The sequence below is a fragment of the Bacillus sp. LJBS17 genome (assembly GCF_019334685.1).
Classification (GTDB): Bacteria; Bacillota; Bacilli; order Bacillales; family Bacillaceae; genus Bacillus; species Bacillus subtilis.
Genome location: NZ_CP079759.1, coordinates 2,721,560 through 2,743,464 on the forward strand (window position 1 = coordinate 2,721,560; position 21,905 = coordinate 2,743,464).

Consider the following 21,905-nt stretch of genomic DNA (forward strand, 5'->3'; position numbering starts at 1 on the left):
ACCATCCCGGGATGAGCAGGCGATGCTCATCCCAATTTGATAAGGAGTGAATAGGCAGATGAATGTGTCAATTCTTTTCGATAACTTCGGCATGTATATGGACGGTTTTTACCATACCTTGCTCGCAAGTGTTATCGCGCTGGCCGGCAGTTTTGTCCTCGGCGTCGCTGTAGCGGTTATGAGAATAACAGTCTTTAAGCCGCTGCAATGGCTAGGGACCGCATATGTAGAATTCATCCGTAACATCCCTCTTCTTTTAATTACCTTTGTTTTCTATTTCGGACTTCCAAACGCAGGCCTGCGGCTTGACGGTTTTCAAGCGGGAACGGTTGCTCTCACCATTTATACCTCTGCGTTTATCGCTGAAGCCATCAGAGCAGGCATCCAGTCTGTTTCAAAAGGGCAGATGGAAGCGGCACGCTCGTCAGGCTTTACCTACAGCCAAGCCATGCTCCATATCATTTTGCCGCAGGCAATCAAAATCGTCATTCCGCCTTTAGGCAATCAATTTTTAAACTTAGTCAAAAACTCTTCGATTCTTGGGGTTGTGGCCGGATTGGATCTTATGTACCAAGCCGATTTAGTTTCGTCGAGCACACTCGTTGTATTTGATGTTTATATTTTTGTGGCGCTTTTTTACTTAGTGCTGACGATTCCGCTTAGCATCGGTGTTAACTATCTGGAAAAACGGCTGGAAAAAAGCTATTGATAAGGAGTGAGTTACATTGGATTTCATCGGTGCTTATTCACAGGAGCATTTAGCGTTTTTATGGGATGGCTTTCTCGTCACCTTGTACGTTGCTTTCATCTCCATCATTCTGAGCTTTTTCTTCGGTTTAATCGCAGGCACCCTGCGTTATGCGAAAGTTCCCGTTCTTTCTCAATTGATTGCGGTTCTCGTTGAAACGATCAGAAACCTCCCCTTGCTGTTAATTATTTTCTTTACGTTTTTTGCCCTTCCGGAAATTGGTATTAAGCTTGAAATAACAGCTGCTGCAATTACAGCACTAACGATTTTTGAATCCGCTATGCTATCTGAAATTATCCGAAGCGGACTGAAATCAATTGACAAAGGACAAATTGAAGCGGCGCGCTCCTCCGGGCTGAGCTATACACAGACCCTGTTCTTTATCGTTATGCCGCAAGCGCTACGCCGCATGGTTCCGCCCATCGTAAGCCAGTTTATTTCTTTATTAAAAGATACATCGCTCGCTGTTGTGATCGCCCTGCCTGAACTGATTCACAACGCGCAAATTATTAACGGCCAAAGCGCAGACGGCAGTTATTTTTTCCCGATCTTTTTACTTGCGGCCCTTATGTATTTCGCAGTCAACTACAGCCTTTCACTCGCAGCAAGACGCCTCGAGGTCCGGCAAACATAGAAAAGGATACTCTTTGGAGAGTATCCTTTTTGCATTAAAACATTTTCGTAATTCTTCTTCTCATCCGCTTCATGCTTCGATTATTCAGCATGTCAGATTGAGTCGCCATTCGGTACACGAGAGCTCCGGCTCCCATTGCCAAAAGAGAAGTCATCGTCCGATTCATCCTGCGCATCTCCTTTCATGATTAAAAATTGATGCTGCGTTCATCCTCAGAAAACAAATCATCCAAGCTGCTTAACGTTCCGTCTTCTTCCACCTGATGAGTTGCAATCTTCCCTTTCGCCACTGTCAGTTCAATAAAACAGCCCCAGCAATAATATTGGTTCACGCCGATTTTGCCGATATCCTTACTTTTGCAATTCGGGCATATAAGCATACCTCACACCTCTATCCGTTCAGAACGATCTCGTCTTTCCGCACCTCGACAAGCGAATCCGCTCTTTGGATCTGGCGCTTGCTTCCCGCCAGGTCAGAAAAGAAACCGTCCGAGAGTTCATATGCTACGATTATGCCCCTGTCCAAACAAAAGTATACATCTTCCAGCATCCCCAATATATCGCCCTCTTGCGATTTCACAAGCTTCATCTTCATCTGCTCGTATGTGAAGCATGATTTCGGAAGAGGCAAAAGCTGTTCTGAACTGACCGAAGCCAATATGCGGTCATCAAGAATGGAAGAGATATCACACGCCCGTAATAGCGCATGATGATGATGCAAAAAGCGTTTTTGTGCAAGAATAAACCCAAGACAATCTCCTTTCAGAGAAAAACAAATATCGGAAATTGTCCCAAGATAACTAGAAGTTCGTTCTGAGTATACTGGGAATCCTTCTACTTCATGGCATGTTCTCAAAGTGTGATCAACCACCTTTTGTTGAACAGGCTTAGGTTTTGCTTTGCGCCTTAGACTCATACGATGAAATCAATTCCACTGCAAATGAAAAAACTCCCGCTTGCACGGGAGCATTTTATTGCTGTTCTTCTTTCATAAAATCGAATGGTGTAATGCCTTCCATGCCAATGTTGGCGTCGTGTACGCTGAACGGGAGCTCTTTTTGCAAAGCTTCAAGCTCGGCATCCATTTCCTCAACCTGTACGGACAGCCTGTTTTTCAAAGAGGTCTGTCTGACAGTTGCATCATTATTTTTTACGCCCCACTCCAGCGCCTCCTCCTCACCGCATAAAATGAGAAATTTCTTCGCTCTTGTAATCGCGGTATAAAGAAGGTTTCTTCTGAGCATTCTATAATAGCCTTTCACAACAGGCAAAACCACAATCGGAAATTCACTTCCCTGCGATTTATGAATAGAACAGCAATACGCATGGGTAAATTGATTAAAATCTTTTTTCGTAAACGTCATTTCATTGCCATCAAAAGAAACAACGGCCATGTCTTCTTTTTCTGTATTTTCCTTTGCATAAAATATCGACGTGATTTCGCCAATATCTCCGTTGAATACATTGTTTTCCGGCTGATTGACAAGCTGCAAAATTTTATCTCCGGTTCTGTAGACAACATCCCCGAACTTCAATTCTCTCCGTTTTTCTTTAGGAGGATTTAAAATGTCCTGCAGCATCACATTCAATTCATTAATGCCGGCTTTTCCTCTGTACATCGGAGCGAGGACCTGAATGTCCTTTGCTGTATAGCCTTTTTTCAATGCATTGGCGACAACCTTCTCAACTACTTCTTTGATTTGCGACCCGCCGCAGCGAATAAAGGAACGGTCCTTTGTCGGGGCAGTCAAATTGTTCGGCAGCAATCCATTTTTCATCTGGTGGGCAAGCTCGACGATTGATGACCCCTCCGCCTGGCGATAGATGTCTGTCAGTCTCACAGTCGGAATCACCTGGGATGCCAGCAAGTCTCTGAGCACTTGTCCCGGACCGACAGAAGGCAGCTGGTCTTCGTCTCCGACAATGATGATTTGTATATGATCAGGGATCGCCTTGAACAAATGATTCGCCAGCCATATATCAAGCATACTGGCTTCATCGATAATTAACAGCTTCCCTTCGATCGGCTGATCCTCTGTATGAGTAAAGCCTTCAGCACCGTTCCAGCCAAGCAGCCTGTGTATCGTGACTGCAGGGAGTCCCGTTGATTCACTCATCCGTTTTGCTGCTCTCCCTGTCGGAGCGGCCAAAACAATCGGAAAAGCTTCATCCTTTTTATAAGCTGACGGATCTAGTGACACACCGTGAAGCTCTCCGTAGAGCTCGACAATCCCTCTGATTACCGTCGTTTTCCCTGTTCCCGGGCCGCCTGTTAAAAGAAGCATCGGCGAGGAAAGGGCTTTTTGAATCGCTTCCTTCTGGCTGGGGGCATACTGAACGTTCATCCGTTCTTCCAGTTCTCCCAACGCGAGCAAAAACTCTGATTCGGGAAACTGGTTCTCATATTCGGTTTGACTAGCGATATGTTTCACACGCTTTGCAACGTTTTGTTCTGCGTAAAACAGCGAAGGAAAATAACAGCGGCCATCTTCTATGACAATGTCTTTATTTTCTCCAAGGGCAATAATCGCGTTAGCGGCATCCATTTCTGTGATGCGCTGCCCTTCCCTTGCTGACTGGTTTAACAGTGATTGAGTGTCGATGATCAGCTGTTCCGTTTCTATGTACGTGTGCCCCTCTGACAGACAAGTCGTTTCAAGCGTGTACAAAATAGCAGCTTTTACCCGCTCAGGATGATTACCCGAAAGACCCATTCTGCTGCCCAGCTCATCCGCTTTTCCAAACCCGATGCCTTCTACATCCTTCACAAGCTGATAAGGATTTTCCTGAATTTTTTCAAGCGTCTCGGATTCATAGGCTTGATAAATTTTCATAGACAGCTGCGGGCCAAAGCCAAACTGATTCAAGGAAATCATGATTTGCTCCAGTCCCTGATGCCGCTGCAATGCGCCAGCCAGCGTGTCTGCTTTCTTTTTTGAGAGTCTGGGAACATCATAAAGCACTGAAGCGTCAGCCAATATTTTATTAATGGCGCTGTCGCCCAGCTTTTTCACAATTTCTTCAGCAGTTTTTTTGCCGATTCCCTCGAATAAATCACTCGATAAATATTGAATGATGCCTTCCTTAGTCGTTGGAATCTCCTTTTTGAAATGCTCCGCCTGAAATTGGAGCCCGAACTTTGGATGGGTTACGATCTTTCCGTAAAACGTGTAGGTCTCTTCTTCTTGAAGCGCAGGGAAGTAGCCCGTCACGGATACGGCTTTATCTTCAATGGCTTCGGAGGTCTCTGTGACTTTCACTTTCAGAACCGTATATAAATTGGTGTCATTATGATAGATGACTGTGTTGACTGTCCCTTTTAAATAGGGCTCTTCCTCCAGTTTAAGCTGATCCGGATGCTGCTGCACGAGCTGTCCCTCCTCCTGTGCCTGTTATGATGGATCAATCAGTTTTTTAGCATGAAGCGCAAGCATATGATCTGGCTGGATATCGATTGCCTTGTCCAGCATTTCCAGCGCTTTTTCTCGGTTTTCTTTATAAGCATAAGCGACACCGGCATTATAAAATGCATCTGCATGCCCCGGGTCTTGCTCTGTCACAGCTGCGAATTGGCTGAGCGCTTCGTCCAGCATGCCCTCGTTGGCTAAGCACATCCCGAATTGAAAACGCGCTTCCGTATCGTTTTCATTCAGTTCGACCGCTCTTTGTAAATATGGCAGTGCAAGCTTAGGCTGTTCGAGCTTGACAAGTACCGTTCCGAGCATGTAAAACAGGTCGCCGTTTTCCATCCCCGCACGAAGCGCTTTTTCAAACATGTCTTTCGCTTCTTTGTACATTTCTTTTACAACATAGACATTTCCTGCTCCATAATAAGCAGTGGCTGCGCTATTGTCTAATTCAAGCGCTTTATCATAAAACGCAAGCGCACGTTCCAGCTCGTTTACGGATGAAAGCAGGTTGGCAAAATTGATATACGGAATCGCGTCTTCTTTATTTTCTTCAATCGCTTTTGTAAATGCCTCTGCCGCTTTCTCGTAATCGCCTTCCTGCATCGCCTCTATACCGAGTTGATTATAATCCACCGATCATCTTCCTTTCATTAAAAAACCCCAACTCAGTGTTGAGGTTTTTCATCTTTTATACGTACCACAATTTTGTTCCGTCTTTGTACACATCATCAATTGTCCCGCCGCCAAGGCATTCTTCGCCGTCATAGAAGACAACGGCTTGTCCAGGCGTTACAGCGCGGACTTGTTCATCAAAGATGACTTCCGCTTCACCCTCGCCAGTCATGCGCACCGTTACTTTATGATCCTCTTGGCGGTAACGGAATTTAGCCGTGCAGGAAATCTCTTCGCCCTTCATGATATCCGAACGTACCCAGCTGATATTTGTTGCTGTGATTTTGTCGGAATATAAAAGAGGGTTATGGAACCCTTGATCTACGTAGAGGATGTTCTTTTCAAGATCTTTCCCTACCGCAAACCACGGCTCGCCGCTTCCGCCGATGCCAAGGCCGTGACGCTGTCCGATCGTATAGTACATCAACCCGTCGTGGCGGCCTTTTACTTCGCCGTCCATCGTCATCATATCGCCCGGCTGTGCAGGGAGATATTGGCTGAGAAACGTTTTGAAGTTGCGTTCGCCGATAAAGCAGATGCCTGTACTGTCTTTTTTCGTCGCTGTTGCAAGTTCTGCTTCTTTGGCGATTTCACGCACACGGCTTTTTTGAAGTTCACCGATCGGGAACATGACTTTGCTCAGCGTATCTTCTGTCAGCTGATTCAAGAAGTACGTTTGATCCTTGTTTTCATCAATGCCGCGCAGCATTCTGACTTTTCCGCCGCTTCTGTCTACTCTTGCATAGTGGCCAGTCGCTAAATAGTCGGCGCCAAGTGACAATGCATGCTCCAAAAAGGCCTTGAATTTAATTTCTTTGTTGCACAGTACATCCGGGTTTGGTGTTCTGCCTGCTTTATATTCATCAAGGAAGTATTGAAATACCTTCTCATAATATTGCTTTTCAAAGTTTACGGCATAATACGGAATTCCGATTTGGTTGCAGACGCGGATCACATCTTCATAATCCTCTGTCGCCGTGCAAAAACCGTTTTCGTCCGTATCATCCCAGTTTTTCATAAAGATTCCGATTACATCATAGCCCTGTTCTTTTAACAGCAGGGCCGCCACAGATGAGTCTACTCCGCCGGACATGCCGACGACGACTCTTGTATCCTCCGGCCGTTTTTCCATTTCATTCACTCCAATTACTACGCCGCCTTATTATGTCAGCCGTTTGACAACGTCGGCCACATGTTTGGCAGCAGTTTTCACTTGCTCAGCCGTATTGCCGAGGCCGAAGCTGATTCGAATAGAGGACGTCAGCCGGTCACTCTCTTCGCCGAACATAGCAGTCAGAACATGTGACGGCAGGACTGAACCGGCCGTGCACGCTGAACCGCTGGAGACAGCGACACCAGCCATATCAAGATTAACCAGCAGCGCTTCCACTGACACACCGGGGAAATAAAGATTCAGAACATGCGGCAGACTATGCTCTTTGTCCCCGTTGATCTCGAATGCCACACCTGCATCTCTAAGCGTGTCGGCAAAGATTGCTTTAAACGATTGATACTTCTCGTTTTTTTCGTCCCGTTCTTCACTTGACAGCTTGATCGCTTCTTTCAGCCCGACAATGCCTGGAACATTTTCGGTTCCGGCACGGCGTTTTCTTTCTTGCTCTCCTCCGAATAAAAGCGGTGAAAGCTTCACATCTTTACTAGCATATAAAAAGCCTGTCCCTTTTGGCCCGTTGAGCTTGTGCCCGGAAACAGACAGAAGGTCAATATGGCTGTTTTTCACGTCAATTGGCAGCAACCCGAATGCCTGAACAGCATCGGTATGAAAATAAGCTTTGTGTTCCTTTAACAGCTCACCGATTTCTTCGATCGGCTGCACTGTTCCAACTTCATTATTTCCATACATCACTGTCACAAGGATTGTATCATCACGCAGTGCTTCTTTCACCTGTTTTGCACTGACTCTTCCATTTTGGTCAACGTCCAGATACGTTATGTCAAATCCGTCTTCCTCAAGTTTTTCACATGTGTGAAGCACGGCGTGATGCTCAATTTTTGTTGTGATGATATGTCTGCCAAGATCTTTTCTTGCAAGTGCGGTTCCCATGATCGCCAAGTTATCAGCTTCCGTTCCCCCGCTTGTAAAAATGATCTCCTGCTCTGCCGCTCCGATTTCTGCTGCGATCTGCGCTCTTGCTTCATCCACCCATTTTCGAGATTCTCTGCCAAATGAATGAATACTGGAGGGATTACCGAAACTGCCGGAGAAGTGCGGTATCATTTTTTCCAGCACGCGCTCATCCATCGGAGACGTTGCGGCATGATCTAAATAAATCCGTTCCATTATGTTTACACCTCTGATCTAAATATAGAACATATAAGCTTCTTGCTCTCCGTCTGTATAGCTGGCAAGATCCTCTAATGTTGTACTGTCTAAAACCTCTTTTACAGCATCCCGGATGCGAATCCAGAGCTCACGCTTGGCAGGCTCCTCATCTTCCAGCACTTCAACAGGGCTGATCGGCCCCTCAAGCACACGGATAATATCTCCCGCGGTAATAGCATCCGGCTCACTGCCTAATACATATCCGCCATATGCGCCTCTGATGCTTTTCACTAAACCGGCATTTCTGAGCGGCGATACCAGCTGCTCCAAATAATGCTCGGACAAATTATTCGTCTGTGCGATGCTTTTTAATGAAGTCGGGCCTTCACCGTGCTTTTTTGCAAGCTCGATCATAATGGTGAGCCCGTATCTTCCCTTAGTTGATATTTTCAACATGAACACCTCTGTTATTTCATGATTTTCCACATTTATAATGGTAATTTCTATATGTTTCGTCCGTTTATTATCTTATAGACCAACTGTTATTATAACATACCTTCAGCGAATTTTCATTGAGGCAGAAGGAAAGGGGCCTTTACCCTTTTCTAATGTACGGTTTTCCGTTACCCTGTAATTAAGTAAGGAGAGATGATAGATGAAGCCATTGGCATATCGGATGCGTCCGACAAAAATAGAGGATATTATCGGCCAGCAGCATCTGGTGGCTGAAGATAAAATTATTGGCAGAATGGTCCAGGCAAAACATTTGTCATCCATGATTTTGTACGGGCCGCCCGGAATTGGAAAAACATCAATCGCAACAGCAATCGCCGGTTCAACAAGTATTGCTTTTCGAAAGCTGAATGCTGTCATTAACAATAAAAAAGATATGGAAATCGTAGCTCAGGAAGCCAAGATGTCCGGCCAAGTGATTTTGATTCTGGATGAAGTCCACAGACTGGATAAAGGAAAACAGGATTTTCTATTACCCTATTTAGAAAACGGGATGATTATTTTGATCGGAGCAACGACGGCTAACCCGTATCATGCCATTAATCCGGCGATCAGAAGCCGGACCCAGATTTTTGAGCTTGAACCGTTAACACCTGATTTGATTAAACAGGCACTGGAACGTGCGCTCCATGATGAGCATCGGGGCCTTGGCACCTATTCTGTATCCATTGATGATCAGGCGATGGAGCATTTTGCCCACGGATGCGGAGGAGATGTCCGCTCCGCTTTAAATGCGCTTGAGCTTGCCGTGTTGTCAACGAAGGAGTCAGCAGACGGTGAAATTCACATTACATTAGAAACCGCGGAAGAATGCTTGCAGAAAAAAAGCTTTTCTCACGATAAAGATGGTGACGCGCATTATGATGTACTGTCCGCTTTTCAAAAATCGATCCGCGGCTCTGATGCCAACGCTGCTCTTCACTATTTGGCTAGATTAATTGAAGCCGGTGATCTGGAGAGCATCGCAAGACGATTGCTTGTTATCGCCTATGAAGATATCGGTTTAGCAAGCCCGCAAGCCGGCCCTAGAGTGCTGAACGCTATTCAGACCGCTGAGCGAGTCGGGTTTCCTGAAGCGCGAATCCCGCTGGCCAACGCAGTTATTGAGCTTTGCCTCTCACCGAAATCAAACTCTGCCATTCTGGCAATCGATGAGGCCCTGGCAGATATCAGAGCCGGAAAAATTGGTGATGTCCCGAAGCATTTAAAAGACGCGCATTATAAAGGAGCTCAGGAATTAGGAAGAGGAATCGACTATAAATACCCGCACAATTACGACAGCGGTTGGGTCGAACAACAATACCTCCCTGATTCTCTGAAAAATAAGCAATACTATAAGCCGAAACAGACAGGAAAATTCGAATCCGCCTTAAAGCAGGTGTATGATAAATTAATGAAAAGAAAATAAAACAAAAACAGCCTTGATCATCAAGGCTGTTTTTATACATTATTTATCCTTCACACGTTTGATTTCTATGTCTTTCAAAAGATCCATGACAACATGTCCGCCCATAATCAAACCTGCAACTGACGGCACAAAAGCATTAGAGGAAGGCGGCATTTTTGCTTTACGGATTTTCGCTTCGTCATTTCCCACTTCTTTTCTGACATCTTCCCGAATGACAATCGGGCTTTCATCAGAGAAAATCACTTGGACGCCTTTTTTGATCCCCTCTTTGCGTAATTTCGTACGGACGACCTTCGCAATTGGATCAGTGTGCGTTTTTGAGATATCAGCGATTTGGAAGCGTGTCGGATCCGTTTTATTTGCAGCACCCATGCTGGAGATGAGCGGAATATCCCGTTTTAGACATTCTTTCATTAAATGAATTTTATAACAAATGGTGTCTGACGCATCAATGACATAGTCAAGATCATAGTCAAAAAACTGCTCATACGTTTCCTCCGTATAGAACATTTTTAACGAGATTACTTCACACTCCGGGTTAATGTCTGCGATCCGCGCCTTCATTAAATCAACTTTCGGCTGTCCGACAGTTGAAAGCAGCGCGTGAAGCTGACGGTTTACATTTGTAATGTCGACATCATCTTTGTCGACAAGCAGAATGCGGCCGACGCCTGACCGCGCGAGCGCTTCCGCCGCGAACGACCCAACTCCTCCGACTCCAAGCACAGCAACTGTGCTGTTTTTCAGCGTTTCAAGGCCTTCTTTTCCGATAGCTAATTCATTGCGTGAAAACTGGTGTAACAAGAACCTCACTCCACATTCGTATTCTGGTTTCATCTATAAAATGGCTGATCCATGAGCAGCCGTTTTTCTGCGCACAAAAAATAAAGTCCCAATAGTGCCGTTGCAGCTTTCCTTTGTTTTGAACCCGCTCTCAGCAGGTGGGTGCCCTCTTTTAAATCTTGTAAGTCCTCTTTACCGAATGAAAAGAGGCATGTACGCCATTTAAAAATGCGGGCTCCCAAATCAAAAAAATGTTCGGTCAAAACTAGGTGTACAACTAACACATCAGGACTTTATTTAACTTGTCAAAATCATATCACAGACGATTTTGATTTTCAAGAATCGAACTGCACATTCAGTTCTTAACTTTTTTCTTGATAGAAAGATGAAGCTCGTCAAGCTGAGCGTCACTTACTTCTCCAGGCGCCTCTGTCATCAGGCAGCTTGCACTTGCCGTTTTCGGGAATGCAATCGTATCTCTCAGGTTCGTACGTCCTGCGAGAAGCATAACGAGACGGTCTAAGCCAAGTGCGATTCCGCCGTGCGGAGGAGCGCCGTATTCAAATGCTTCCAGCAGGAATCCGAACTGTTCAGCCGCTTCTTCTGGTGAGAAGCCGAGAAGCGCAAACATTTTTTCCTGAATATCCTTTTCGAAAATACGGATTGAACCGCCGCCAAGCTCATAGCCGTTTAAGACGAGGTCATAAGCTTGTGCTTTCATGTCTTCAGGCGCTGTTTCAATCAGCTCAAGGTCTTCCCGGACAGGCATTGTGAACGGATGGTGCGCTGCGTAGAAACGGCCTTCTTCCGGATCATGCTCTAATAGCGGCCAGTCAATGACCCATAAGAAATTGAACAGGTTTTCGTCAATCAGCCCACGCTCTTTCCCAAGCTTTAAACGCAGCGCGCCGAGTGATGCGGCCACAACTTCAAATTGATCCGCTCCGAACAGCAACAAATCACCTTCAGCAGCATCAAGTGCTTCAATCAGCTTAGACTGCTTTTCTTCATCAAAGAATTTAGCGATCGGTCCTTTCACTCCGTCTGCTTCAACTTTCACCCAGGCAAGTCCTTTCGCCCCATAGTTTGCAGCAAAAGCGCCAAGAGCATCGATGTCTTTTCTGGAGTAATCTCCGGCACCGCCTTTTACGTTGATGGCTTTGACCACACCGCCGTTTGCTACAGCTGATGAGAATACTTTAAATTCCGTATCCTTCACAATGTCAGACACATCTGTCAAAAGCATGTCAAAACGCGTATCCGGTTTATCAGAACCGTACTTGTTCATTGCTTCGTCATACGTCATTCGAGGAAGAGGAAGCTTAATTTCCACGCCTTTTGTTTCACGCATAATCTTTGCCATCATATCCTCAGCCAATGACATAATGTCTTCCTGGCTCATAAAGGACATTTCAATATCAATTTGCGTGAACTCAGGCTGGCGGTCCGCACGCAAGTCTTCATCACGGAAACAGCGGGCAATCTGATAATACCGTTCAATGCCTGATACCATCAGAAGCTGTTTAAATAGCTGCGGAGACTGCGGCAGCGCGTAGAACTCACCTTCGTGCACACGGCTCGGCACCAAGTAGTCACGTGCGCCTTCAGGCGTGCTTTTTGTTAAAATCGGCGTTTCAATATCAAGAAACCCGTTTTCATCTAAAAAGCTGCGGACAGCTTTCGTCACATTATGACGCATCTGCATCGTTTGAAACATAGCCGGTCTGCGCAAATCTAAGTAACGGTGTTTTAAACGAACGTCCTCTGACACTTCTTCTGCTTGATCAGAAATCGCAAATGGAGGCGTCTTTGCAGCACTTAGTACTGTCACTCCGTCAGCGTGAATTTCGATCGCACCTGTCTTCAAATTCGGATTGACTGTTCCTTCTTCCCGCGCCACTACTTTTCCTTGAACATCAAGCACGTATTCATTTCTGATGCCTTCCGCAACAGCAAGCGCTTCTTTTGACACATCAGGGTTGAAAACGACTTGAACAATTCCCGTACGGTCACGCAAGTCAATAAAAATCAATCCGCCGAGGTCTCGTCTTTTTTGGACCCAGCCTTTCAGCGTTACAGATTCGCCAATTGCTTTTTCAGTTATATCACCGCAATAATATGTTCTTCCAAACAATGCGTTTCACTCCTTATCCCTTTTGGTTTGCCTTCATCACATGTATAAATTCATCAAGTGCCACTTCAATCTGTTCGCCCGTCTGTGCATCCTTTACATTGATTTTGTTTTGGGCAAGCTCATCTTCACCCAAAATCGCAATAAATCTGGCCTTTAAGCGATCAGCTGTTTTAAACTGGCCTTTCATTTTCTTATTTTCATAATCGATTTCACTGGAAATGCCTGCTTCTCTCAGTTTGTACACCAATGAAACAGAATAATCCTTTGCTTTTTCGCCGAGTGTGACGATATAGCAGTCGATTCCCTTATCAACAGGCAGCTCTCTTTTTTCAGCATCAATTGCGGCAAGCAAGCGTTCGATGCTCATCGCAAATCCGATGCCCGGTGCTTCAGGTCCGCCGATCTGTTCGACAAGCCCGTCGTAGCGTCCGCCGCCGGCAAGTGTCGTAATCGCGCCAAAGCCTTCCGCATTGCTCATAATTTCAAATGCGGTGTGGTTGTAATAATCCAGCCCTCTCACAAGGTTCGGATCGATTTCATACGAAATGCCAAGATCATTTAAGTATTGTTTCACTTTGTCAAAATAAGCGGCTGATTCTTCATTTAAATATGTCAAAATCGAAGGTGCCGATTTCATCAGCTCATGATCTCGGTCTTTTTTGCAGTCCAAGATTCTAAGCGGGTTCGTGTGCAGACGGGACTGGCAGTCTGAACAAAATTCTTCGATGCGAGGCTCGAAGTGTTTCACGAGCGCTTCTCTGTAGCTTTTGCGGCTATCTTGATCGCCGAGACTGTTTATGACAAGCTTAACGTTTTCTAAACCTGCTTTTTCATAAATACTCATCGCAAGCGCCATTACTTCAGCGTCGATTGCAGGGTCTTTCGAACCAATCGCTTCAATTCCAAACTGATAAAACTGGCGGTAACGGCCCGTCTGAGGACGTTCATAACGGAACATCGGCCCGACATAATAAAGCTTTGTCGGCTGTACAGGATTTGCGAACAGCTTGTTTTCATTAAAAGCGCGAACCGCAGCAGCTGTTCCCTCCGGACGAAGCGTCAGGCTTCTGCCTTTGCGGTCCTCGAAGGTATACATTTCTTTTTGTACGATATCCGTTGATTCTCCGACGCCTCTGGCAAACAGTTCTGTATGCTCAAAAATCGGTGTGCGGATTTCTTTATATTGATAAGTGCGGCAAGTGTCTCTCATAATTTGTTCAACATACTGCCAGCGATCTGATTCTCCAGGCAGAATATCCTGTGTTCCTCTCGGAATGTTATATCCCATAGGTAGACCTCCTTATGTATTCCTTATAAAATATCCAATGATCGTTAATGATGAAAATGAAAAAAACTCTCGCCCCTACTATACATGATAGTAGGGACGAGAGTTATACCCGTGGTGCCACCCTAGTTGGAATACGTTCATATTCCCGCTCGATCCTTTAACGCAGGTTCACGTTCACTGCCTAATGGCGTTATTCACGCGTTCAGCAGGAAACCTCCGGAGTGTTGTTTCGAGAAAGACGCAATGGGATCCGCTTTCAGCCTGGGGCGGGTTCCTCTCTAATCATGCAATCTGACCTACTCTTCTCCATTATTGGTTCAAATCTTTCATCATTTGCTATGTACTCAATTTCTATTATAATAATGGGATTGGGGTTCTCTGTCAAGCTTTATTCCGGTTGTTTTTCCTCAGCGCTGCTTCTTTGGACATAAGACCAAATTCAGATGCTGTTTCCGTAAGATAACCAGTCGTATCGGGATCTGCGTGATCGCTGTAATGCAGATTCGCTTCACCGTCGTGAAATGCACGTCCCATTTTTGGATGATATTTCATGATTTGCACACCTTTTTGATTGTATTTACGCTTAGTATAAACAAATCATTTTATTTTTATTTAAAAATCAGAAAGGACTTTACGATATTAAACAAGAATGCTTTTTTAATGATCATCAGAAAGGAGGACACAATGAACAAGAAATACTTTGTCCTTATTGTATGTATTATTTTCACCGCAGCGCTATTCCCGACCTTTTCATCCGTTACAGCTGCTCAAGGAGAAGCGGTCATCGCAACAGATGAAATGAACGTCAGAAGCGGCCCTGGGCTTAGCTACGGCATTACAGCGGAAGTAAAAAAGGGAGAACGCTATCCGATTTTAAAGGAAGATGGAGACTGGGTGCAGATACAGCTTGGTTCCGGAGAAAAGGGCTGGGTAGTCTCCTGGCTTATTACAAAGGAAGACCAGGCCAGCACAAGCTCCTCAGGAAGCAGTGACACTGTGACATCAACAGACCCCGATCTGCGGATGAGAAGCGGCCCGGGCACTTCCTACGAAGTCATCGGCAAATTCCCGCAAGGCAGCCAAGCATCTGTCATTGATAAAGATTCGGGCTGGATCAAGATATCCTATCACAGTGCCACCGGGTGGGTATCATCTGAATATGTCACATCAGGAGGCAGCAGTTCAGCGTCTGATGAGAGTGACCAAACCGAGGATTCCGGTGCGTCAACGACGGGCACAGTCGGTGTTTCTTCGCTAAATGTAAGAGCCTCCGCCTCACATGACGCGGCAATTATAACAAAACTTGATCGCGGAACGAAACTGACGGTTCTCAACGAGAAAAATGGCTGGGCTCACATTGAGGTGAACGGGCTAAAAGGCTGGGTTGCAAGCCATTACCTTTTGACTAGTTCTGTTCCAGCTGATGATTCAGCAAATGCCGGCAGTTCATCCTCCGCTAAAAAAGCCTATATCATGTACGGAGGAACGAATCTAAGAAGTGATGCGTCAACATCAGCTTCAATCGTTGAGCGTGCTGCCAAAGGAGATTCATACACCATTACCGGTTCAAAGGGAAGCTGGTATGAAATAAAGCTTGATAACGGGCAAACTGCTTATGTAGCCAATTGGGTGGTCCAAACGTCTAAAAGCGCAGAAGAAGCAGGTGAACCGCCAGTCTCTGATTCCCCGTCTGGAAACGGCTCTCTAAACAATAAAACGATTATTGTTGACCCGGGACATGGAGGAAAAGACAGCGGAACGATCGGGTATTCGGGGAAATTCGAGAAAAACCTGACGATCAAAACGGCAAAACTGCTCGCCAGCAAACTTAGATCGGCTGGAGCGGATGTATATGTGACACGCCAGGATGATACCTTTGTCAGCCTGCAGTCACGGGTCTCTACCTCTCACTACCGTAACGCTGACGCCTTTATCAGCATTCATTATGACAGCTATGCGGATACCTCTACAAGAGGCAGTACAGCATATTACTACAGTCCTGCCAAAGATCAGGAACTCGCATCAGATGTCCACTCAGAAGTGGTGAAGCGTTCTTCCATTCCAGACCGCGGCGTATTATTCGGAGATTATTATGTGCTCCGGGAAAACAGACAGCCCGCTATGCTGTACGAGCTGGGATATGTAAGCCATCCGCAGGAAGAAGCCATTGTACATAGCAATTCATACCAAGAAAAAGTAACAGATGGGATCGAAAGCGGATTAGAGAAATACTTCCAATAAAAAAAGCTGCCTTTTGGCAGCTTTTTTTTATTTTGAATCCATAATGAGCGTAACCGGTCCGGAGTTTGTAAGCTGAACATCCATCATTGCTCCAAACGTTCCGGTCTCCACTTTGATTCCTTTTTCACGAAGCAGGTCATTCCATTTTTCATAAAGACCTAAAGCTTTATCAGGTTTGGCCGCGTTCATGTAGTTCGGCCGGCGCCCTTTTTTCGTATCTCCATAAAGCGTAAACTGTGAGACGGATAAAATCTCTCCTCCTATATCTACAAGAGACAGATTCATTTTTCCTTCACTGTCATCGAAAATACGGAGATTGACAACTTTATCGGCTAAATAAGCTGCATCATCTTCTGTATCATCATGAGTGATGCCGACCAGCACCATGAGGCCTTGTCCAATTTGGCCGACGACCTCTTCGTCCACTGTAACGCTTGCTTCTGTTACTCGCTGAACAACTAATCTCATTTTCTAACCCCTTTAGTTCATGACGCGGCGCACAGAGTAGATATCTCTAATCTGTTTAATACGCTCGACGACTTTGTGCAAGTGATTGATATTCTGAATAAAAATCGCCATATGAATGGTTGCCACTTTATTGCGATCCGATTTGCCAGAGACAGATGAAATATTTGTTTTCGTTTCATTCACTGCCTGCAGCACCTCGTTCAGCAATCCGCGGCGGTCATACCCAAGAATCTCTATCTCAACATTGTATTCCTTGCGCTTTTGAACCTGTGACTCATGCTCCCACTCTACCGGGATCAGCCGCTCTTGGGCTTCATTCGTTTTGACATTCGGACAGTCTTCGCGATGGACCGAAACCCCTCTGCCTTTTGTGATAAAGCCGACAATATCATCACCTGGCACAGGATTGCAGCATTTTGATAAACGGACAAGGAGGTTGTCGATGCCCTTGACACGAACGCCAGCTTCCCGTTTTCTTCCTTGCGGGTACGGCTTAGGTTCCCCAGTAACTTCCTGAACGATCTTTTCCTGTTCTTCCTGATCGCGCTGCTTTCTCTCTTTTTCTGTTAGGCGGTTCGCCACCTGCAGAGCCGTAATGCCGTTGTAACCGACCGCCGCGTACATATCCTCTTCATTTGAGAAATTAAATTTGTCAGCAACCTTTTGAATATTCTCCGGCGTTAAAACATCCTTCAATTCAAAATCCAGGTTTTTAATTTCTTTTTCGACCAACTCACGGCCTTTTTCGACATTTTCTTCACGCCGCTGTTTCTTAAAGAATTGACGGATTTTATGCTTCGCTTGGGATGTTTGGGCAAGCTTCACCCAATCCTGGCTCGGACCGTAGGAATGCTTAGAGGTGAGAATTTCAACGATATCACCTGTCCGAAGCTTATGGTCAAGCGTAACCATTTTTCCGTTTACTTTGGCACCGATTGTTTTATTGCCGATTTCAGAGTGAATCCGGTAAGAAAAATCAATCGGAACAGAACCGGACGGAAGCTCGATTACATCTCCTTTTGGCGTAAAGACATACACCATATCAGAGAACAAATCAATTTTGAGCGATTCCATAAATTCTTCTGCATCTGTCGATTCATTTTGAAATTCTAAAATTTCACGGAACCAAGAAAGCTTTTTCTCAAAGGTTGCACCTTCATTGGCTGCTTTTCCTTCTTTATAAGCCCAGTGAGCCGCAACCCCGTATTCCGCTATTTCATGCATTTCAAAGGTGCGGATCTGCACTTCAAGCGGATCGCCTTTAGGCCCAATAACCGTTGTATGAAGCGATTGATACATATTCGGCTTCGGCATTGCGATATAATCTTTGAATCTGCCGGGCATCGGTTTCCAGCATGTGTGAATGATGCCAAGCACCGCGTAGCAGTCCTTTATGCTGTTCACAAGAATACGGACAGCCAGCAAATCGTAAATTTCATTGAATTGCTTATTTTGCAGCACCATTTTTCGATAAATGCTGTAAATATGTTTCGGGCGTCCCGAGAAGTCAGCCTTGATATTTACTTCTTCGACACGTTTCTTCACTTCATTGACAACCTCATCAACATAAAGCTCACGTTCTGCACGTTTCTTCTTCATGAGGTTGACAATTCTGTAATATTGTTGAGGGTTCAAATAACGGAGCGCCGTATCTTCCAATTCCCACTTAATTTTTGAAATCCCGAGACGATGCGCCAAAGGAGCAAAAATTTCCAGCGTTTCATTGGAGATTCTCCGCTGTTTTTCCTGAGGCAGATGTTTCAGTGTCCGCATATTGTGAAGACGATCCGCCAGCTTGATCAATATGACCCTGATATCTTGAGCCATAGCGACAAACATTTTGCGATGATTTTCCGCCTGCTGTTCCTCTTGAGATTTATATTTAATTTTGCCGAGTTTCGTTACGCCGTCTACAAGCATTGCCACTTCTTCGGAAAATGCTTCTTTCAGGTCATCGAGCGTCACATCTGTATCTTCCACGACATCGTGCAAAAATCCGCCCGCGATTGTGGAAGGGTCCATTTCAAGATCGACGAGAATCCCCGCAACCTGAATCGGATGAATAATATATGGCTCGCCCGATTTGCGGTATTGCTCGCGATGAGCATCTTCAGCGTACAGATATGCTTTTTCGACAAATGCGATATGCTCATCAGATAGATAGCTGCGCGCTTTATCTATAACTTGCTCGGCAGTCAATACTTGTTCGTTCGCCATGGAATCACCTTTTTTAAAATGTAAACTGTATTGTAGTTTATTATCAAGAAAAAAACGAAAGATGTAAAGAGCAGAAGTTCAAATAGCCAAATATTATATAAAATAAATGCAAAACAATAGGAAAAAAGCACCCTGACATGGAGTGCTTTTTCGTTATGCGGTTATCCTTAGTATTTCATCAATGTTAAGATGTCGTAATCTTCGAGCTTATTTCTGCCGTCAAGGTAAGAAAGCTCGATTAAGAAAGCGATACCAGCAACAACGCCGCCAAGTTCTTCAACAAGTTTGATTGTCGCTTCAATTGTGCCGCCTGTCGCAAGCAGGTCATCCGTAATAAGCACACGCTGACCAGGCTTAATCGCATCTTTGTGGATCGTTAATACGTCTTTTCCGTATTCCAAGCCATAATCCACTTTGATTACTTCACGAGGCAACTTGCCTTCTTTGCGGACCGGCGCAAAACCTACGCCAAGCGCGTAAGCAACGGGACAGCCGATAATAAAGCCGCGCGCTTCAGGGCCAACGACCAAATCAATTTGCTTTTCTTTCGCATATTCAACAATTTGATCTGTGGCATAGCGGTATACATCGCCTTTATCCATCAGTGTCGTAATATCTTTAAATTGCACGCCCTCTTTCGGGTAATCCGGTACAATTGTTACGTATTGTTTTAAATCCATCTGTTTTATGTCCTCCTCGTACTTTCATAAGCCTCTGAATCTTGTTTCATCAGCTTATTCAGCCATTCCTTCAGCTCTTCAGCAGAAGAATAATTCAGCTTTTGATCCAGTTCCATCAGCTGCTGTTTCGCCTGATATGTTTGTGAGTCTGTTAAGTCGCGTTTCTTTGCTCCGCTCACAACAGACAGCACACCATTCTCTATTTTAACAAAACCGAGATCAAAAAACACCTTTGTCATGAAATTGATTGTTTCAACGGACCAGCCTTTATGTTTTGCAAGCTCTGAACCGTGTTTTTTCACGTCAAAAGCGCCTCTTTTCAGCAAGAACGCATAATACCATTTAAAGTGGTCTCTTGCGGGAAAAGTTGATAAAAAGTGGTCCTCATGATTGAGAAAAATAAAATATATCCGCTCAGGCGCCTTGCCTTCCAGCAAACGGGCGAGCATGTCCAGCGAAGGCGGCGGATCCAGTAATACAATATATGCACCATCGAGGTCAAACGCCTTTGCTTGATCTTTAGAACTGATGACGTGCACTTCTCGGCGAAGGTCTTCAGTTTGAAGTAATGTTGTTGAGTCTTCTTTGAAAGAGACAATGGCCCGTTTAGCAGATGGAAGGGCGGAAACTGTGTCTTCCCACGTCCGTTTTCCCCTTAAATCAAACAGCTGCCATTCAGAAACAGCGGCATCCTTTATCATAAGCTGCGGCTTTTTTCGATTGTTCCATTCGTTGATTGACATCTCACCGACAATGGAAATTCTTGAACCCGGTACGATGCCTTCTTGAAGCTCGCCTTTATTAAAACCGACGCAATCAAGCTGGGACGACTCGTTTCTGATCGTCATTTTGACATGAGTTTTATTTGCCCCTATCTTGCGGACATCTTCCAGTACTGCGTTTTCTACGAGAACGTGCGGTTTCGGGTTAAGCATGCCAAAAGGAGACAGCATGTTCATTTCTGCGATGCTTTCAACTGTAATGTCTTCGACGCTGCAGACAAGGTCGACTTCCTGTACGGGAATAAAATCCTCTTCCGTAAGCGTATTGTCCGCTATTTCATTCAGCCTGCTTCGCAAATCCGGCACATCTTCGGCTTTCAGCGTCATCCCCGCAGCCATTGGATGGCCGCCGAAATGAGGAAGAATATCTCTGCATTCAGAAAGGCTCTCAAATAAATTAAAGCCTCTGATGCTTCGGGCCGAACCTTTAGCGATTCCCTTTTCTTCATCAATGCCAAGAACAATGGCCGGTCGGTAGAAGCGGTCCACAAGCTTTGAAGCCACAATCCCGACGACTCCCGGGTTCCATCCGGCTTTGGCCACGACAATTGCAGTTTGATCGAGCCCTTGCTGTTCAACCATTTCAATCGCTTCATCCGTCATTTTGCTGACCATTTTTTGGCGCTCTTTGTTCAGCTGGTCAATTTCTGCGGCAAGCTCTTCCGCTTCAAACGAATCCTCTGACATAAGCAAATGAACAGCGGGATCCGCCTGTTCGATTCTTCCGACGGCATTCAGCCTTGGTGCGAGCTGAAATCCGACTGTTTCTTCGTTCGCTTCTCCGATGTCTCCGCCTGACAGCTTAATTAGCTCTTTTAAGCCGAGCCGATTTGTCCGTCGAAGCCTTTCAAGTCCTAGTGTTGCAATTAATCTGTTTTCGTCATGCAGCGGGACTAGATCAGCAATGGTGCCGATAGCCGCCAGGTCAAGCAGTTCATCAGGAAGTTCACCCAATAAAGCGTGGGCAAGCTTAAACGCGACTCCAACCCCGGCAAGCTCTTTAAACGGGTAAGTGCAGCCAGGCTGCTTCGGGTGGACGATCGCATGGACATCCGGAAGCACCGGTCCCGGTTCATGATGATCGGTAATGATGACATCCAGTCCGAGTTCCTTTGCCACCTTCGCTTCATGCACAGCGGCAATTCCTGTATCAACCGTAATGATCAAAGAGAAGCCCCGATCTTTAATCGAACGAAACGCCTGTTCATTAGGTCCATATCCTTCTTTAAAACGGTCAGGTATATAAAAATCAACTTGAGCCGACAGTTTTTGCAGCGTGTGAAGCATCACTGACGTACTTGTAACCCCATCGGCGTCATAATCGCCATATATCATAATCTTTTCTTGTTGTGAAATCGCCTGTTTTATTCGATCTGCCGCTTCTTTCATGCCTTTCATTTCAAAAGGATCATAAAAATCGGCATCCTTTGTATGTAAAAACAGCCTAGCGCTTTCTGCCGTATCAAAGCCTCTTTTTACAAGCAGGGACGCAACAAGAGGTGTTATATGCAATTGTTCTGTGAGTGATTTGACCTTATCCTGATCTGGTCGCTGGATTTCCCATCGCATTTTTGACGCTAACATAAATTCACCCCTCAACCACCCTATTATACTAGAGCAGGCTGAGGGGTTTCAAATAATATT

Annotated in this window: 20 protein-coding genes, 1 other RNA gene and 1 other annotated feature; of the genes, 4 read left to right on the plus strand and 17 right to left on the minus strand. The window is 45.4% G+C overall.

Annotated elements, in window-relative coordinates:
- Positions 1-58: 58 nt before the first annotated feature.
- Both KXZ66_RS14140 and KXZ66_RS14145 read left to right on the plus strand, forming a co-directional pair.
- Positions 59-709, plus strand: a complete 651-nt coding sequence (locus tag KXZ66_RS14140; protein ID WP_038829647.1) for an amino acid ABC transporter permease — start codon at positions 59-61, stop codon at positions 707-709.
- Between the two features lie 16 nt (positions 710-725).
- Positions 726-1,382: an amino acid ABC transporter permease gene (locus KXZ66_RS14145; protein ID WP_003229784.1), complete on the plus strand. Its 657-nt coding sequence runs from the start codon at positions 726-728 to the stop codon at positions 1,380-1,382.
- 34 nt (positions 1,383-1,416) lie between these two features.
- Here KXZ66_RS14145 and KXZ66_RS14150 read toward each other — a convergent pair whose 3' ends face one another.
- The 8 genes from KXZ66_RS14150 to cymR all read right to left on the minus strand — a co-directional run bounded on the left by KXZ66_RS14150 (position 1,417) and on the right by cymR (position 8,200).
- Positions 1,417-1,548 (minus strand): YrzQ family protein, encoded by a 132-nt coding sequence (locus tag KXZ66_RS14150; protein ID WP_003229780.1) that lies wholly within the window; start codon positions 1,546-1,548, stop codon positions 1,417-1,419.
- 21 nt (positions 1,549-1,569) lie between these two features.
- Entirely contained in the window at positions 1,570-1,761 is a 192-nt protein-coding gene (locus tag KXZ66_RS14155; RefSeq protein ID WP_003225893.1) for a hypothetical protein, read from the minus strand.
- 11 nt (positions 1,762-1,772) lie between these two features.
- Entirely contained in the window at positions 1,773-2,297 is a 525-nt protein-coding gene (locus KXZ66_RS14160) for a PRC-barrel domain-containing protein (RefSeq protein WP_072173323.1), read from the minus strand.
- A 55-nt stretch (positions 2,298-2,352) separates the two neighbouring features.
- Complete coding sequence (locus tag KXZ66_RS14165) at positions 2,353-4,749, minus strand: SF1B family DNA helicase RecD2 (RefSeq protein ID WP_014477509.1); 2,397 nt, start codon at positions 4,747-4,749, stop codon at positions 2,353-2,355.
- A gap of 24 nt (positions 4,750-4,773) precedes the next feature.
- Positions 4,774-5,394: a tetratricopeptide repeat protein gene (locus tag KXZ66_RS14170; protein WP_202926392.1), complete on the minus strand. Its 621-nt coding sequence runs from the start codon at positions 5,392-5,394 to the stop codon at positions 4,774-4,776.
- An 85-nt stretch (positions 5,395-5,479) separates the two neighbouring features.
- A complete protein-coding gene (mnmA, locus tag KXZ66_RS14175) occupies positions 5,480-6,595 on the minus strand; it encodes a tRNA 2-thiouridine(34) synthase MnmA (protein WP_004398509.1) in 1,116 nt (371 codons plus the stop codon).
- A gap of 30 nt (positions 6,596-6,625) precedes the next feature.
- A complete protein-coding gene (locus KXZ66_RS14180) occupies positions 6,626-7,765 on the minus strand; it encodes a cysteine desulfurase family protein (protein ID WP_014480425.1) in 1,140 nt (379 codons plus the stop codon).
- Between the two features lie 18 nt (positions 7,766-7,783).
- Entirely contained in the window at positions 7,784-8,200 is a 417-nt protein-coding gene (cymR, locus tag KXZ66_RS14185) for a cysteine metabolism transcriptional regulator CymR (RefSeq protein ID WP_003225879.1), read from the minus strand.
- Between the two features lie 202 nt (positions 8,201-8,402).
- Here cymR and KXZ66_RS14190 point away from each other — a divergent pair, with 202 nt between their 5' ends.
- Entirely contained in the window at positions 8,403-9,668 is a 1,266-nt protein-coding gene (locus KXZ66_RS14190; protein WP_014480427.1) for a replication-associated recombination protein A, read from the plus strand.
- A gap of 39 nt (positions 9,669-9,707) precedes the next feature.
- On the opposite strand, the gene KXZ66_RS14195 is transcribed toward KXZ66_RS14190, so the two are convergent.
- From KXZ66_RS14195 to KXZ66_RS14215, 5 genes are all read right to left on the minus strand, one after another.
- The gene (locus tag KXZ66_RS14195; RefSeq protein WP_014480428.1) at positions 9,708-10,472 is read right to left on the minus strand and encodes a tRNA threonylcarbamoyladenosine dehydratase; all 765 of its coding nucleotides are present in this window, start codon (positions 10,470-10,472) and stop codon (positions 9,708-9,710) included.
- Positions 10,473-10,553: 81 nt separating this feature from the next.
- A non-coding RNA gene (gene ssrS / locus KXZ66_RS14200) (6S RNA) lies at positions 10,554-10,746 on the minus strand.
- Positions 10,747-10,806: 60 nt separating this feature from the next.
- Positions 10,807-12,585, minus strand: a complete 1,779-nt coding sequence (gene aspS / locus KXZ66_RS14205) for an aspartate--tRNA ligase (RefSeq protein ID WP_015714438.1) — start codon at positions 12,583-12,585, stop codon at positions 10,807-10,809.
- A 13-nt stretch (positions 12,586-12,598) separates the two neighbouring features.
- Positions 12,599-13,873 carry a histidine--tRNA ligase gene (hisS, locus tag KXZ66_RS14210; protein ID WP_038829644.1) on the minus strand — a complete coding sequence of 425 codons (1,275 nt, stop codon included), beginning with the start codon at positions 13,871-13,873 and terminating at the stop codon, positions 12,599-12,601.
- Between the two features lie 89 nt (positions 13,874-13,962).
- Positions 13,963-14,195: a binding site (T-box leader), on the minus strand.
- Between the two features lie 59 nt (positions 14,196-14,254).
- Entirely contained in the window at positions 14,255-14,425 is a 171-nt protein-coding gene (locus KXZ66_RS14215) for a YrzK family protein (protein ID WP_004399157.1), read from the minus strand.
- A gap of 132 nt (positions 14,426-14,557) precedes the next feature.
- Between KXZ66_RS14215 and KXZ66_RS14220 the strand changes: the two genes are divergently transcribed.
- Complete coding sequence (locus KXZ66_RS14220; protein WP_029727135.1) at positions 14,558-16,114, plus strand: N-acetylmuramoyl-L-alanine amidase family protein; 1,557 nt, start codon at positions 14,558-14,560, stop codon at positions 16,112-16,114.
- Between the two features lie 27 nt (positions 16,115-16,141).
- Here the strand turns inward: KXZ66_RS14220 and dtd are convergent, their stop codons facing one another.
- The 4 genes from dtd to recJ form a co-directional block, all read right to left on the minus strand.
- A complete protein-coding gene (dtd, locus tag KXZ66_RS14225; RefSeq protein ID WP_004398689.1) occupies positions 16,142-16,582 on the minus strand; it encodes a D-aminoacyl-tRNA deacylase in 441 nt (146 codons plus the stop codon).
- 12 nt (positions 16,583-16,594) lie between these two features.
- Entirely contained in the window at positions 16,595-18,799 is a 2,205-nt protein-coding gene (gene relA, locus KXZ66_RS14230) for a GTP diphosphokinase (protein ID WP_003229747.1), read from the minus strand.
- Between the two features lie 167 nt (positions 18,800-18,966).
- Positions 18,967-19,479: an adenine phosphoribosyltransferase gene (locus KXZ66_RS14235; RefSeq protein ID WP_003229745.1), complete on the minus strand. Its 513-nt coding sequence runs from the start codon at positions 19,477-19,479 to the stop codon at positions 18,967-18,969.
- A gap of 5 nt (positions 19,480-19,484) precedes the next feature.
- Positions 19,485-21,845 (minus strand): single-stranded-DNA-specific exonuclease RecJ, encoded by a 2,361-nt coding sequence (gene recJ, locus KXZ66_RS14240; RefSeq protein WP_128740599.1) that lies wholly within the window; start codon positions 21,843-21,845, stop codon positions 19,485-19,487.
- Positions 21,846-21,905 lie beyond the last annotated feature (60 nt).

Excerpts from the sequence above, each read along its gene's own strand:
- KXZ66_RS14140 (WP_038829647.1), top strand. The coding sequence starts at position 59 with ATGAATGTGTCAATTCTTTTCGATAACTTCGGCATGTATATGGACGGT.
- KXZ66_RS14150 (WP_003229780.1), bottom strand. The coding sequence starts at position 1,548 with ATGAATCGGACGATGACTTCTCTTTTGGCAATGGGAGCCGGAGCTCTC.
- KXZ66_RS14155 (WP_003225893.1), bottom strand. The coding sequence starts at position 1,761 with ATGCTTATATGCCCGAATTGCAAAAGTAAGGATATCGGCAAAATCGGC.
- KXZ66_RS14160 (WP_072173323.1), bottom strand. The coding sequence starts at position 2,297 with ATGAGTCTAAGGCGCAAAGCAAAACCTAAGCCTGTTCAACAAAAGGTG.
- KXZ66_RS14170 (WP_202926392.1), bottom strand. The coding sequence starts at position 5,394 with ATGCAGGAAGGCGATTACGAGAAAGCGGCAGAGGCATTTACAAAAGCG.
- mnmA (WP_004398509.1), bottom strand. The coding sequence starts at position 6,595 with ATGGAAAAACGGCCGGAGGATACAAGAGTCGTCGTCGGCATGTCCGGC.
- KXZ66_RS14180 (WP_014480425.1), bottom strand. The coding sequence starts at position 7,765 with ATGGAACGGATTTATTTAGATCATGCCGCAACGTCTCCGATGGATGAG.
- KXZ66_RS14190 (WP_014480427.1), top strand. The coding sequence starts at position 8,403 with ATGAAGCCATTGGCATATCGGATGCGTCCGACAAAAATAGAGGATATT.
- hisS (WP_038829644.1), bottom strand. The coding sequence starts at position 13,873 with ATGGGATATAACATTCCGAGAGGAACACAGGATATTCTGCCTGGAGAA.
- KXZ66_RS14215 (WP_004399157.1), bottom strand. The coding sequence starts at position 14,425 with ATGAAATATCATCCAAAAATGGGACGTGCATTTCACGACGGTGAAGCG.
- KXZ66_RS14220 (WP_029727135.1), top strand. The coding sequence starts at position 14,558 with ATGAACAAGAAATACTTTGTCCTTATTGTATGTATTATTTTCACCGCA.
- dtd (WP_004398689.1), bottom strand. The coding sequence starts at position 16,582 with ATGAGATTAGTTGTTCAGCGAGTAACAGAAGCAAGCGTTACAGTGGAC.
- relA (WP_003229747.1), bottom strand. The coding sequence starts at position 18,799 with ATGGCGAACGAACAAGTATTGACTGCCGAGCAAGTTATAGATAAAGCG.
- KXZ66_RS14235 (WP_003229745.1), bottom strand. The coding sequence starts at position 19,479 with ATGGATTTAAAACAATACGTAACAATTGTACCGGATTACCCGAAAGAG.
- recJ (WP_128740599.1), bottom strand. The coding sequence starts at position 21,845 with ATGTTAGCGTCAAAAATGCGATGGGAAATCCAGCGACCAGATCAGGAT.